The sequence below is a fragment of the Segatella copri genome (assembly GCF_024330485.1).
Lineage (GTDB): Bacteria > Bacteroidota > Bacteroidia > Bacteroidales > Bacteroidaceae > Prevotella > Prevotella copri_L.
Genome location: NZ_JANDWX010000023.1, coordinates 1 through 14,134 on the forward strand (window position 1 = coordinate 1; position 14,134 = coordinate 14,134).

The 14,134-nt window shown below is 46.7% G+C and carries 9 protein-coding genes; 5 read left to right on the plus strand and 4 right to left on the minus strand.

The features are described 5' to 3' along the window. Positions 1–561 precede the first annotated feature (561 nt). The 3 genes from NNC77_RS11840 to ilvA form a co-directional block, all read right to left on the minus strand. Positions 562–1,338 (minus strand): ABC transporter ATP-binding protein, encoded by a 777-nt coding sequence (locus NNC77_RS11840; RefSeq protein WP_118190219.1) that lies wholly within the window; start codon positions 1,336–1,338, stop codon positions 562–564. A 53-nt stretch (positions 1,339–1,391) separates the two neighbouring features. Continuing rightward, the gene (locus NNC77_RS11845) at positions 1,392–1,766 is read right to left on the minus strand and encodes a RidA family protein (RefSeq protein ID WP_006848032.1); all 375 of its coding nucleotides are present in this window, start codon (positions 1,764–1,766) and stop codon (positions 1,392–1,394) included. A 79-nt stretch (positions 1,767–1,845) separates the two neighbouring features. Continuing rightward, the gene (ilvA, locus tag NNC77_RS11850) at positions 1,846–3,045 is read right to left on the minus strand and encodes a threonine ammonia-lyase (RefSeq protein WP_022120251.1); all 1,200 of its coding nucleotides are present in this window, start codon (positions 3,043–3,045) and stop codon (positions 1,846–1,848) included. A 236-nt stretch (positions 3,046–3,281) separates the two neighbouring features. Between ilvA and NNC77_RS11855 the strand changes: the two genes are divergently transcribed. Continuing rightward, positions 3,282–7,061: a hybrid sensor histidine kinase/response regulator transcription factor gene (locus NNC77_RS11855; protein ID WP_254971144.1), complete on the plus strand. Its 3,780-nt coding sequence runs from the start codon at positions 3,282–3,284 to the stop codon at positions 7,059–7,061. Between the two features lie 429 nt (positions 7,062–7,490). Beyond that, positions 7,491–9,452 carry a glycoside hydrolase family 97 protein gene (locus NNC77_RS11860; protein WP_254971142.1) on the plus strand — a complete coding sequence of 654 codons (1,962 nt, stop codon included), beginning with the start codon at positions 7,491–7,493 and terminating at the stop codon, positions 9,450–9,452. 90 nt (positions 9,453–9,542) lie between these two features. On the opposite strand, the gene NNC77_RS11865 is transcribed toward NNC77_RS11860, so the two are convergent. Next, complete coding sequence (locus tag NNC77_RS11865) at positions 9,543–10,367, minus strand: Cof-type HAD-IIB family hydrolase (protein WP_118190225.1); 825 nt, start codon at positions 10,365–10,367, stop codon at positions 9,543–9,545. A 214-nt stretch (positions 10,368–10,581) separates the two neighbouring features. Here NNC77_RS11865 and NNC77_RS11870 point away from each other — a divergent pair, with 214 nt between their 5' ends. From NNC77_RS11870 to NNC77_RS11880, 3 genes are all read left to right on the plus strand, one after another. Further along, positions 10,582–12,660 (plus strand): glycoside hydrolase family 127 protein, encoded by a 2,079-nt coding sequence (locus tag NNC77_RS11870; protein ID WP_254971140.1) that lies wholly within the window; start codon positions 10,582–10,584, stop codon positions 12,658–12,660. Positions 12,661–12,799: 139 nt separating this feature from the next. Next, positions 12,800–13,300, plus strand: coding sequence for an RNA polymerase sigma factor (locus NNC77_RS11875; protein WP_254971138.1), 501 nt, complete (start codon positions 12,800–12,802; stop codon positions 13,298–13,300). Between the two features lie 46 nt (positions 13,301–13,346). Continuing rightward, the gene (locus tag NNC77_RS11880; protein ID WP_254971136.1) at positions 13,347–14,108 is read left to right on the plus strand and encodes a hypothetical protein; all 762 of its coding nucleotides are present in this window, start codon (positions 13,347–13,349) and stop codon (positions 14,106–14,108) included. Positions 14,109–14,134: the final 26 nt, after the last annotated feature.

Consider the following 14,134-nt stretch of genomic DNA (forward strand, 5'->3'; position numbering starts at 1 on the left):
GAATCCCAAGCCTTCTCATAACGTTCGTTTGCTGTCATAATTCATGTAATTTTAAAATTATGGTGCAAAGGTACGAACAAATGAGAAGACTACAATGGTATAAATGCGGAGCCGCTTACTGATGGATAACCCCAAATCGTGATGGATAGCGTGATGGATATTCCCGTTTTCGGAGTATCTGTCACGCTATTTAAGTATCTGTATATTAGTGTATTAATGCGCGTGGTGTATGTAAATCGTGATGGATGATAGATAATTATCTAAAACTTATTCACGAATATGGCTGCGTTGGGTTACGAATATGGCTGCGTTGGGCTACGAATATGGCTGCGTTGGGTTACGAATATGACTGCATCGGGTTACAGATATGGCTGCGTAGGCTAACGGAGCCGTATCCGTAGGCTTACCGAGACGTCTGCATCAACTAACTGAGACGTCTGAACTCGCTGACTGAACTACTTGAGTTAGCAGATTGAGCTACTTGAGTTAGCAAACTGAGCCACTTGAGAATTTTTCTTCATGTGCTTGCGTGCAACCATAGAGAAAATCAATTACGAAAACTCATTTGATTTCGATGCGGAGGGAATCCTTGTTGAATCGGATGCCGTCACGATTGATGAATCTGGATAAGGAACCATCGGCAGCCAGTTCTTTAGGAGTGCCGATAGAGAAACGGCTTTCTTCCATCAGCCAGAGACGGTCGGAGAGCTGGAGCGCCAACTCTACATCATGGGTTGACAGTAATATGGATTTATGCTGTTCGTGCGCCAGACGGCGGAGCATCTGTAGGGTTTCTATCTTGCTGGGGAAATCGAGGAAGGCGGTAGGCTCGTCCAGGATGATGATGCGGGTTTGCTGCGCTAGGGCTTTGGCTATCATTACCTTCTGGCGCTCACCATCGCTCAGTTCGCTGATGTTTCTCTGGGCAAGATGCTGAATGCCCGTTTCCTGAAGAGCAGAAGCAACAATCTGCTTGTCGGCAGCAGATAATGTGCCCCAGAAACCGGTATAGGGAGAACGGCCTATGCCTACAATCTCTTCGGCAGAGAGCTGGGCATGGTCTGTCTTCGATGTGAGAACGATGCTGATTTCTCTGGCGAGTTCCTGGGCAGAGAAATCAGAAAGAGATTTGTCTTGAATCAGGATTTCGCCATCAAGTGCTGGCTGAAATCCGGCTAAAGTTCTGAGTAAGGTAGATTTGCCCACTCCGTTGGCTCCGATGAGACAGGTCAGTTCACCGGCTTGGAGCGAGGCATGAACAGGTGAGGCTATCGCCCGGAGCTGATGCTTCGAACGATAGCCTATAATCAGATTCTTTAATGTAATGCTTGATACCATCTAAAGAATATTTTCACCTTGAATGTTTACTTCCTGATAGAAAAAAGGAAGAATTACTTGGCTGCCAAAACCTCAACCTCTACGAGGGCACCCTTTGGCAACTTCTCTACAGCTACGGCAGAACGAGCTGGATATGGCTGGCTGAAGAACTCGGCATAAACCTCGTTCATGGCTGCGAAATCGTCCATGCTGTTCAGATAAACTGTAGTCTTAACCACATGAGAAAGGTCGGTACCTGCTGCCTTCAGGATGTTCTGGGCGTTGGTGAGACTCTGGCGAGTCTGCTCCTTGATGCCACCTTCTACGAAATTGCCTGTTGCAGGGTCGATAGGAATCTGACCAGATGCAAAAACAAAACCATTTACTTCGATAGCCTGGCTATATGGACCGATAGCTGCAGGCGCATTGTCTGTGTGAATTGCGTTCATAATCTTCAATTTATAATTTACAATTTATAATTTAACACTTAATACTAAACATTGAACACTAACCATTCAACATTAAATATTATACTATCCAGAGATGGAATCCCTTTGATTCCAAAGCCTCCTTGATTTCTTTTACGTGTTCCTCGTCGCGAGTCTCCATGGTGAGGCGGAGCACGCAGGCATTCACCTTGTTGCGGTTGGCAGAACGGTCGTGGTGAACACCGGTGATGTTGCCCCCCAATCCGGCGATGACAGAGCAGACCTCTACCAATTCGCCCGGTTTGTCATCCAGCTCCATCTCGATGGTGCAGAGACGGCCACTCTTGGCAAGACCACGGGTGATGACGCGGTTCAGGATGGTTACGTCGATATTACCGCCGCTTACCACGCAGATGGTTTTCTTGCCCTTCACCGGAACCTTGTTGTACATCACGGCTGCCACGCTGGCCGCACCGGCGCCTTCGGCTACCATCTTCTCGCTCTCTATGAGTTTCAGAATGGCTGCACAGATCTCATCCTCGCTCACGGTTACTATTTCGTCAACATAGTTGGAGCAGGTTTCAAAAGTAATCTTGCCCGGTTCCTTTACGGCAATACCATCGGCTACGGTCGCTACAGAAGGCAACTTCTCCTGTTTGTGATCGTGCAGACTCTGTACCATACTTGCTGCTCCTTCTGCCTGAACACCATATACCTTGACGTTAGGATTCAGCGACTTGATGGCAAAGGCTACACCAGAGATAAGTCCGCCGCCACCTACAGGAACGACGACAGCTTCTACATCTGGCAACTGGTCGAGAATCTCCAGACCGATGGTGCCCTGACCTGCAATGACGTTCTCATCATCGAAAGGATGAACGAAGGTGTAGCCATGCTCATCTCTCAGTTCCAGCGCCTTTTGGTAGGCATCATCGTAAACGCCAGGTACCAGACAGACTTCAGCACCCAGTCGCTTGGTTGCTTCTACCTTGGAGATAGGAGCGCCTTCTGGCAGACAGATGAGGCTCTTGACGCCCATGGCTGTAGCTCCCAGCGCTACACCCTGTGCATGGTTGCCCGCAGAACAGGCTATTACACCCTTCGCCTTTTCTTCATCGGTGAGTTGTGAAATCTTATAGTAAGCACCGCGAATCTTGAACGAACCGGTCTTCTGCAGGCACTCTGGTTTCAAATAAACATCACTCTCTGGGTTGATTCTTGGCGTGTGAACCAGCTCAGTCTTTCTTATTACCTTGCTCAGCACGAAGCGAGCCTTATAGAAATTGTCAAGTTGTAACATAACTGCTGATATGTGTATAGTTTATTTCGTGCAAAGTTACTATTATTTGAAGAAAATACAAAATAATTCGGTTTAATTTTTGTTTATTCGATAATATTGCTTAACTTTGCATAAGATAAGCTGCACTCGGCAATTTGAAAGCAAGCTTTCATTGCGCTCATTTGCATTATCTTTGCGGCATATTGGTCTGATGAAGGGCAATATGAACTTTAAATAAATCAACAAAAGAACCCATCATGAAGAAAGCCGTCATTACCATACTCGCAGCGATGTTCTGCCTGTTGGCTGCCATTTATTGCTTTAACCCTGGCAGAAGAGCCACCCTCAAGGTGCTACAGGAAAAAGGTAATCAGACTGTGAGAGATATGATGCTCTCTTCGCAGAGCGTTACGTCTTTCGCTAGAGACAGACGGGAACTGATGTGGATCGGTACTTCGGCAGGACTTAATGTATATGACGGGAAAAGTTATATACAGTTTGGTTATGATGTGAAAGATACTGCCGCCTTGCCCGATGATTATATCAACGTGCTTCATCTTGACCGCAAGGGCAGAATGTGGGTAGGAACGCAGAACGGACTTGCCCGGTATGTTGGGGCTTACCGCTTTCATCGCGTAGCTCTTCCCGCTCATCATCACAACATCATCGCCATAGAAGATTCACCTGAGAAACATGATTCTCTGGCGATATTGGTGAGCGATGGCAATCAGACTTACCGCATCGGCGGTGATGAAAAGATAACGCCTTCCTCTCATTCTATCCAGCCCAACAATCTGCAGGCTCCTCTGCCTGCCGATCTTTCCATCCTTCGTAAACCGGCGGAAGTGGTAACGGCTACATTCTGCGATTTGGGCGGCAATCTGTGGGTAGGTTACCGCAACGCCGGTGTACAGATTATTTCGCAAAACCGTATCGCTTATAAAAAAGCAAATGCCAATGCCTTATCTGATAAAACCAAGGGCATCTCTATTCTCACGATGGCTACTGTGGGCAGACATGTGCTGGCAGGTACAGCCCTTCGTGTTTTTGCTTATGATGAGAAGAATAGCCGGTTGGAACAGACGTTGTTTAGGGATTTATTCGATTCTTTGCCAAAGCCCCGTCAGATCAACCTGAATAATATGGTGGGCTATGATGATGAACATCTCTGGCTGGTGAGTGAACATCAGGTGTTATCTTGCCGTATAAACAACGAACGCATTGAAGTGCTTGCTAAATCACCTTTGTTCAAGTCAGTTTTAGGACAGGGTTTAAAGGCGGGAAATCATCTGTATGTAAGTAGTGAAAAGGGGCGTTTTTTGCGTTTTGAGTTTGGTAAACCGCAACCGGAAATCATCCGTATTCCAAGTCCGTATTTTAATTATGAAACCAAACTGGCTAAACTGAGCGATGAGAATATTCTGCTCTTTATGTCGGGCATGCATTTGGCGATTCTATCTCCTGATACCGGAAAGATACGCGAGATGAAAGTTGCAGGTATGCCTCAGGAGGGCAGTCTGGATCCGGCGTTTGTGAAACAGGATTCCTATGGATTCGTTTGGCTGGGAACCAAGCGGGATGGTCTTTATTTAATGAATAAGGAAAAAACGCACATGCGCTGTATCAATATCTTGAATGATGCCCATATTCAGGCTCTGGTTGAAGATACGAAACGACAGGTTTGGGTAACCACCATACGTGATGCTTTCTTCGTAACCTTTGAGAGAAAGCAGTTTCAGATGAACAGCCTCCTGTCTGCCAGCCAGGATCAGGACGACTGGCAATATTTCAGCAACTCTGCCTGTATTTCTCCTTCGGGCGATGTGGTATTGGGCAGTTCTGACGGCTGCAAGTTCATGCCGCCTAAGGCGATGCAGACCAACTTCCTGAATACTCAGGCCGGCATTCATGCCAGCGAGATGCTGTCGGTTTATGGTGTAGAAGTGACGAAGAATAATGGCAAGGTGCTTGCCGTTACCGATGAGGTGGCTCATCTGCACAGCTATACTTTTGCTCACGATGAGAACGATCTGAAGTTCAATTTCTATTATCCCAACTTCAGCCGTCGCTCGGCATTGATGTGCCAGTACAAGCTCGAAGGCTATGATAGAGACTGGCAGGTTCCCACATACGGTCGCGAGGCCCGTTATGCCCATCTTCCGGCTGGAACTTATACTTTTCGTCTGCGGCTCATATCATCTCCCGACAAGCCGGCTTTGGCTGAGCGCAAGGTAGAGATTAGGATTATGCACGCTCCCTGGTGGTCATCAGCAGCATGGCTGCTCTATTTCAGCATCGTTCTTGGTATTCTCTTTTATCTCAACACGTTCTATCTCAGGGCTCGCACCAATCATCTTCTGCTTTTGCAGGAGCAGCGCGAACTGGAACGCGAAAAGCAGGCTAAGGAGATGAATATGCGATTCTTTGCCAATATTGCTCACGAATTCCGCAATCCGCTTACCATCATAGCCGGACCTCTGATGACGCTGAATGCCGATAAAGCCTTGCCTGAGTCGGTACACCGTATCCTGATTCATGTATGTATGAGTGTGAACAGAATGTTGAGGCTGATAGACCAGATGCTCGACTTCAACCAGTTGGAGACCGATGAACTGCGCCTGAGAGTTTCGGAAGTGGATGCTGCTGAAGAGTTGAGCCAGCAGGTAGCTTCTTTTAAAGAATCTGCCAGAGTAAAAGGCATCAGACTGGAACTGACAGTAAAGAATGGCAATTACCATGCATGGTTGGATTGTGACAAACTGGAAAAAATCATGAGCAATCTTTTCACCAATGCCCTCAAGTATACGGCTCCGGGTGGCATCATCCGCATCCAGGCTTCAGCAGATGAAGGAAGATTGAAGGTTTCGGTCTTCAATAGTGGACAGCTGATGGAAGAAGATAAGATACAGGATGTTTTCAAGCGTTATTATCAGCTTTCTGATTCTCAGGATTCCCATCAGTATGGCTGGGGTTCCGGAATCGGTCTCTATTATGTGAAGCGCCTGGTAGAACTTCATCATGGAGAGATTCATGTAAAAAATATGAATGCGGTCAGCGAGACTTCTTCAGAGGCCTCGCTAAGGAATGGTGTGGAGTTCTGTTTCAGTCTTCCTACCGATAAGTCTATATATAATAAGGTGGAGATTGTTGCTCAGGAGAAGCATGTGATGCAGATTCCGTTGAAAGTGGAGAATGAAGAGGGAAGAACTCTGGAAATGAAGAGGGAAGAGGGAAGAGTGAAGAATTCTCTTGCTGGAAATGCTTCTGCTCCTAGTAAGAATCTGCCTAGAATCCTGATTGTAGATGATGATGTGGATGTAGCTGATTACCTCCACTATCTCTTTGCGCCTGATTACGAAGTGGTGAACCGCTATTCTGCCGAAGAGGCTTTGGCGGATCTGGAAGAGGTGAAGCCAGATATCATCCTGAGTGATATTATCATGGGAGATATGTCGGGATTGGAATTCTGCAAGATGCTGAAGGGGAATCTCTCGTTCAGCCATATTCCGGTGGTCCTGATTACAGCGATGGCGAGCATGCACAACCAGATAGATGGCTTGAAACTGGGGGCTGTGGCTTATATCACCAAACCTTTTGATCCGGCTTATCTGAAAGCGCTCATCAAGTCGCAGTTGCAGAACATGCAGATGCTCCGTCAGCGTCTCGGCGAGAGTACGAAGACTGATTCGCTGGCAGAAAACGTAGCTGATACGCTTTCTCCGCAGGATAGAAAGTTTATGGATGAGGTATATGAAATGATGGAGAAGCTCTTGGCCCAGCAAGACCTGAATGTGAACAGCATGTGCCGCGACATGTTCATCAGTCCGTCGAAGTTTAATTATAAGATTAAAGAACTTACTGGCGAGACACCTGGTATCTTCTTCCGTAAATACAAACTCAACAAGGCAGCTCAGATGCTGCATGAGGGTCAGTATAGCATTTCAGAGATAGCTGTGTTGACTGGATTCAGTACTGCAGCTCATTTCTCTGTTGCTTTCAAGAAGCAGTTCGGTGTTTCGCCGAGTGACTACCAGTAGGTTCATTTTCATGAAACCTAGTCCCGCCAAGTAAGTTCAGTGGCTTCCGCATATGAAATGGATTGCCTAATATCATCTAATCTCCCCGTATCATATTATGGGGAGATCATCTTCTACTTGATGCAAAACGCTGTATTAAATACTTTTCGCCGCAAAGGTAAGTTTTTTATCGTCTCCTGGCATTCGATTTTCTATAAATCGTATTCGAAAACCTTTAAATGCAACATATAATAATATATTTTCTACCTTTTAGGGGGCAATATTTCTTTGTTTTGTGTTACATTTTCTTTGGCTTTTGTTCCATTTTCATGATTCGTGAACAAATAATCACAAAGAGATGCAGTCATTCTTCTCTTTTTTTTGTAATTTTGCCGGTGGAATTAAGCATAAAAACATAGTAACAAATAAACTAATTACTTTTATCTGGAAATGAAGAAAAACGTTTTAGCAGTAGCGCTGGCATTGATGGCAAGCATCGGTGCATACGCAGAGAAGAATACTGTCAGTTCTCCTGATGGTAAGTTGAATGTCGTGGTAGAAGACCACGATGGTAAACTCTATTATTCCATCGACTATGCAGGCAAGCGAATGATGGAGGAATCACAGCTCGGACTCCTTGCCAATGTAGGCGATTTCAGTCAGGGCTTGACCTATCAGGGCAAGAATGAGATAAAGGTGGAGAAGAGTTATGACCTCCGCACCGCCAAGGTTTCGCATGTAGATTATCATGCCAACCAACTCAACGTGACATACATCAACGGTAAGAAGCAGCCAATGACGGTTACCTTCAATGTAAGCAACAATGACGTGGCATTCCGTTATACTTTTGATCAACTGAAGGCTCAGCATATCATCGTGAATGAGGAGAAGACAGCCTTCAATCTTCCTAAGGTAACCACCACTTACCTCTGTCCACAGTCGGATCCGCTCATCGGTTTTGCCCGTACCAAACCAAGTTATGAAGAAGATTATAAGGTGGATCAGCCTCTTACAGCCAAGTCGGGTTATGGTCATGGCTATACTTTCCCTTGCCTCTTCAAGGTAGGCGGCGATGGCTGGGTTTTGGTCAGCGAGACGGGTACTCATGGCAACTATCCGGGTTGTCACATCAGCGATTATGATACTGCAAAGGGTTATCAGATAGCCTTCCCTATGGAGAAAGAGGCTGATGGCATCGGTTCTACATCGGCAGCTTTCATTCTTCCGGGTTCCACTCCATGGCGCACCATCACCGTGGGTTCAGATTTGAAGCCATTGGTAGAGACTACCATTCCATACGATGTAGTAGAGCCAAGATTCAAGGCTTCCCAGAAATACGGAACAGGCAAGTATACCTGGAGCTGGCTCATCTGGCAGGATGAATCCTGCAACTATAACGACCAGAAGCAGTTCATCGACCTGGCTGCTACCATGGGATATGAATATGTGCTGGTTGATGCGCTCTGGGATACCCAGATTGGTAGAGACAAGATAGCAGAGTTGAGCAAGTATGCGCAGAGCAAGAATGTGAGTCTGATGCTCTGGTATAATTCCAATGGTGTGGCCAACGATGCACCTCAGGGACCTCGTGGCATCATGGATAACATCGTGGCCCGCAAGAAGGAGATGGCTTGGATGAAGAGTATCGGCATCAAGGGTATCAAGGTGGATTTCTTTGGTGGTGACAAGCAGCATACCATGCAGCAGTATGAAGATATCCTGAGCGATGCCAACGATTACGGCATTCACGTTATCTTCCATGGCTGCACCCTGCCAAGAGGTTGGGAGCGCATGTATCCAAACTATATTTCCAGTGAGGCTGTATTGGCTTCAGAGAATGTATTCTTCTCTGATTATCATGCCAAGCAGGAGGGCTTTGAGCTGACCATGCATCCATTCTGCCGCAATGCCGTGGCTGCGATGGATTGGGGTGGTACCATCATGAACAAATACTTGTCTCGTGATAACAAAAGTCGTCATCGTCGTTATACTACTGATGTTTTCGAGATGGCTTCGGCTATCATGAACCAGGCTGCTATCCAATGTATCGCCATCTATCCGAACAATCTCTCTGAGCTTCCTCAGCACGAGATTGATTTCCTGAAGAGCGTTCCTACTACCTGGGATGAGACCAAGTTCATCGCCGGTTATCCTGGAAAATATGCCGTTGTTGCCCGTCGCCATGGTGATAAATGGTATGTGGCTGGTTTGAACGGCACCGACCAGGTGATGAAGCTCACCCTGAATCTGCCAATGCTTGCCGGCAAGAGCGTTACCTATTATCATGAAACTGCCAGCAAGGACAAGAAGGCTCTCTGGCCTGTTTCTCAGATGAAGACCGTAAAGGTGGATAAGAAGGGAAAACTGAAGGTGGAAATGCAGCCTAAGGGTGGATTGATTGTTGAAAAGTAAAAGGGTAAAAAAGTAAAAAGGTAAAAAGAAACTAGGGAGATTATACCCCGCTAGGCTTTTTTACCTTTTTACTTTTTTACCTTTTTACTTTTAAAAAGCCTTTTTACAGAAATGTTCCAAAGCAGCAGCTACGCCATCTTCTTCATTGGAAAGCGTGATGTAGTCGGCTTCGGCTCTAACCTCTGGTGCTGCATTCTGCATGGCTACACCCATGCCTGCCAGTTTCAGCATGCTCAAGTCGTTGTAGCCATCTCCGAAAGCAATCATATCGGCTGGGGTGAGATTGATTTTCGACAGAAGGCGGAGCAGGGACTTTGCCTTGTCGATGCCTTTAGGAACCAGCTCCAGGAAGAATGGGGCTGAACGGAAGATGTCCATCCTGTCGCCCAGAATCTCTGAAAGTTCGTTTTCTGCCTTGAGCATATCTGCCGGGTCGCCTGTCATGAGGAGCTTGGTAGGGTGAGGCTCCAGGGCTTCGAACAGGTTTTCTACCTTTCGGATGTTCATCTTGTTGATACGCGATTCTTCCTTTACATACTGGTCGTCGGGCATCTCGGTGATAATCTCGTTGCCGGCATAGCCCAGCAGGGCATGGTTCTTCTCCTTCGCGTACCTATACAATATAGGTATCACCTCATCAGGCAAGAACTGGGCGAAGAGTTTTTCGCCAGTCTTGGCATTCACGATGTTGCCGCCATTATAAGAAAGAATGTATCCGCCTCGCTTATCCAGTTCCAGACATTCCGCCACCGGTTCGATGCCGTAGGTCGGTCTGCCTGAAGCAAGGATGATAACAACACCCTCGGCTTCTGCCTGGAGCAGCGCTTCGCGGGTTTTCGGGGTAACCACCTTGTCGTGGTTGGTCAGGGTGCCATCCAGATCAAGGGCGATGGCACGGTATGGAAGATGATTCATATTTGATATATTATTGTATTTCTAATTTGACTGCAAAGGTAAGATAAAAAAACGATTGTAACAAAAAAAAGCGTTAAATATGATATAAATATAGGAGATTGACTGATAATTACCTGTTTTTTATTGTTTATTATACACTATAGTCGGAAAGTTTTCTTATCTTTGCAACTGAAATAACAAACAATAATATTAAATTAATAAAACCTATTTGAAAATGAAGAGATTAATTTCAGCAGTATTGCTTTCGGCAGCCGTAGTTGTGCCAACCATGGCGAAGAATGCAAAGACATTGGGCAATGGCTATCCATTTACTCAGGTTCCTTTCACCAGTGTGAAGATTTCACAGAATACTTTCTGGGGTGCCCGTCTGAAGGCTGCCCGCGAGGTAACCGTGCCATTGGCTTTCAGCAAGTGCGAGAGCGAGCACCGTTATAAGAATTTCGATATGGCTGCCTATACCCTGCAGCATCCTAACCACCCGGGTTTGGATACCAAGGAGTGGGATGTGAGCAAGTTCATGGGCTTCTCTTTCGATGATACCGATGTTTATAAGACCATCGAAGGTGCCAGCTACATCCTTCAGACTTATCCGAACAAGAAGTTGAAGGCTTACATCGACAGCGTGCTCGATGTGGTAGCTGCGGCACAGGAGCCAGATGGCTATCTCTATACCGCCCGTACCATCAATCCAAAGCATCCACACCAGTGGTCGGGAAATAAGCGTTGGGTCAAGGACGAGGAGGCGAGCCACGAGCTTTACAACCTCGGTCACATGGTAGATGCAGCCTGCGCTCACTATCAGGCTACGGGTAGCACCAAGTTCCTGAATATCGCCAAGCGCTATGCCGATTGTGTGGTAAAGGAAGTGGGACCTAAACCAGGACAGACTACCATCGTTCCGGGACACCAGATTGCAGAGATGGCTTTGGCTCGTCTCTATACCCTGACCGGTGAGAAGAAGTATCTGGATGAGGCTAAGTATCTGCTCGACTATCGTGGCAAGACCCATATCCGCAACCCATATTCTCAGAGCCAGGCTCCTATACTGGAGCAGAAAGAGGCGGTAGGTCATGCGGTTCGTGCCGGCTATATGTATGCCGGTATAGCCGATGTGGCTGCCCTTACCAAGGATTCTGCCTATATGAAGGTCATCGACCGTATTTTTGAAAACATCGTTGGCAAGAAGTACTATCTTACAGGTGGTGTAGGTGCCCGTCATGCAGGTGAAGCTTTCGGCGAGAACTATGAGTTGCCAAACATGACTGCCTACAACGAGACCTGTGCAGCCATCTCTATGGTTTACCTCTTCGAGCGCATGTTCCTCCTTCACGGCGAGAGCAAGTATATCGACTGTATGGAGCGTACCTTATATAATGGTGTCATCTCGGGTATGAGCATGGATGGCGGCAGATTCTTCTATCCAAACCCATTGTCTAGCGATGGCAAGTATGCCTTCAATGCTGATGGCAACACCACCCGCCAGCCTTGGTTCGGATGTGCCTGCTGCCCAAGTAACTTGTGCCGCTTCATCCCTTCTGTTCCGGGTTATCTCTATGGCGTGAAGGATAACAACATCTATGTGAATCTCTTTGCCGGTAATACATCTACCATCAAGGTGAATGGCAAGGATGTGGTTCTGGAGGAGACTACCGAGTATCCTTGGAACGGCGACATCAAGATTGCTGTGAAGAAGAGCGGTGTGAAGAATGCCAACCTTCTGGTCCGTATTCCTGGATGGGTTCGCAACCAGGTAGTACCTAGCGACCTTTACAAGTATAGCGATGCAGAGAAGCCTGCTTACACAGTAACCGTAAATGGCAAGGCTGTAGAGGCTGATCTCGATGCCAACAAGGGTTATCTCCCTGTCAAGAACATCAAGAAGGGCGATGTAATCCGCATCCACTTCGATATGCCGGTTCGTACTGTGGTTGCTAATGGCAAGGTGGCAGATGATAATGGCAAGGTTGCCGTAGAGCGTGGACCATTGGTATATTGCGCTGAGGCTGTGGATAATAGCAATGAACCTGTGCTCCATGCCGTTATGCCAGAGAAGCCAAGCTTCACTCTCGTTGACAACTACAGCATTCAGAACACGGAGACCAAGGGAGCCCCAGCCTTCACCGTAAAGACTATCGTTACCTCTCCTGCCCATATTATCTACCAGAAGAAGGAGGATGTGGTCGCTGTAGATTGCACCCCTCTCACCTTGATTCCTTACTATGCCTGGAATCATCGTGGTGCCAACCAGATGAATGTCTGGTTCTATCAGGGCTTGTCGTTTATGGATAAGTAATAAATAGTTTTTTAAATCAAGAAAGCCTGGCAAACGGCGTTTGCCAGGCTTTCTTGTTAATATAGGTTAATCCCATTAAGAAAAACACTTTTTTTCCGTTTATGTTGTAGTTTTGAACAAATAAAACAAAAGAGAGCAAATGACAGAGAATGAATTCATCCATATCGTTCCGCAGTTGCGGCAGATAACCTTGCAGATCAGTCAAGGTTATGGTGTTGGCTGCGATGAGGCTGAGGATATCGCACAGGATGCGATGCTCAAGCTCTGGGCCATCAAGGATGATATTCAGTCTGCTGCTCATGCCAAAGGTTCGATGGGTTGCATCGCCAAGCATCTTTGCATCGACTTCTTTCGCAAGCGGAAGATGATTTCGATAGATGCCCAGCCTTTCGATAAGTCGCCTAGCCACTATGCGCCGCCCGATGTGGAAGTGGAAAACTCGGAGAACGAACAGTGGCTGCAAAAACGCCTCAAGGCTCTGCCCTCCAACCAATATCAGGTGCTTTATCTGCGACAGGTAGAGAAGAAAAGCTTTGAGGAAATAGCGCAAATCGTGGGCATCACCCCTGAATCTGTATCTGTCTTGCTTTCGAGGGCAAGAAAGCAGATGTTGCAGGAAATCAGAAAAAGATGTCGATAGCCCTTATATATAAAATAGGTATAATCAATAAAGGAGGAAACTGGATATGAACGAAAAAGAAAAGGACATACGACTGTTGCTCGACCGATTTATGGCTGGTGAGACTTCTCTGGAAGAGGAGGCTCTGATAGGGGAGTGGTTTCGTAAACATCCCGATCTGAGCGATGACTTGAAGGAATATCAGATGATGTTTGGATATTTCGATGAGGGGATGCCCCTCGACTATGAGGCAGAGAATCATGTAGAAGATGCTCATCCGAAGATTAAGGCACGAATGCGTCGCCTATGGTTGCCGATAGGTATGGCTGCATCCATCGCCCTGCTCTTTGTGATTGCCATTCCTCGGATAGGTCAACAGACAGGGCATCAGGACGATTCGAAGATGGCTCAACTCGATGGCAGAACGACTCAGGAGGATGTTGATTCTGCTGTTGTCCACGAGGAGAAATCGACAGATGCCGATCTCTCCATGCCTGAAAAGGTAAAAAAATCGGGTGATTCCGTATCTCCCAAAACAAGGAAGCACAAGCAGAGGAAATATCGTCAGCATCTGTTTGCTCCTGCTTCTCCAAAGCTTTGGATAGCTCAGAATATTGCTACCGATTCTTTGTTGGCAGAGCCGGAAAAGCTTGCCGATGAGCATCTCTGTGAGATGGAGGCACAGCAGAACGAAATGTTCTTCAAACTCTATCTCATCAATGCTCTTCAGACCCAGTCGCTCAATGCCGAAGTAGCCAGTGCCTCGTTCGAAAGCGAGGAGAATGTGCATGATGAGGACTATGTGAGTGGTGACCAAGAGGTTTATTAACAAGAAACAATTAAAAAGAAGAAGAA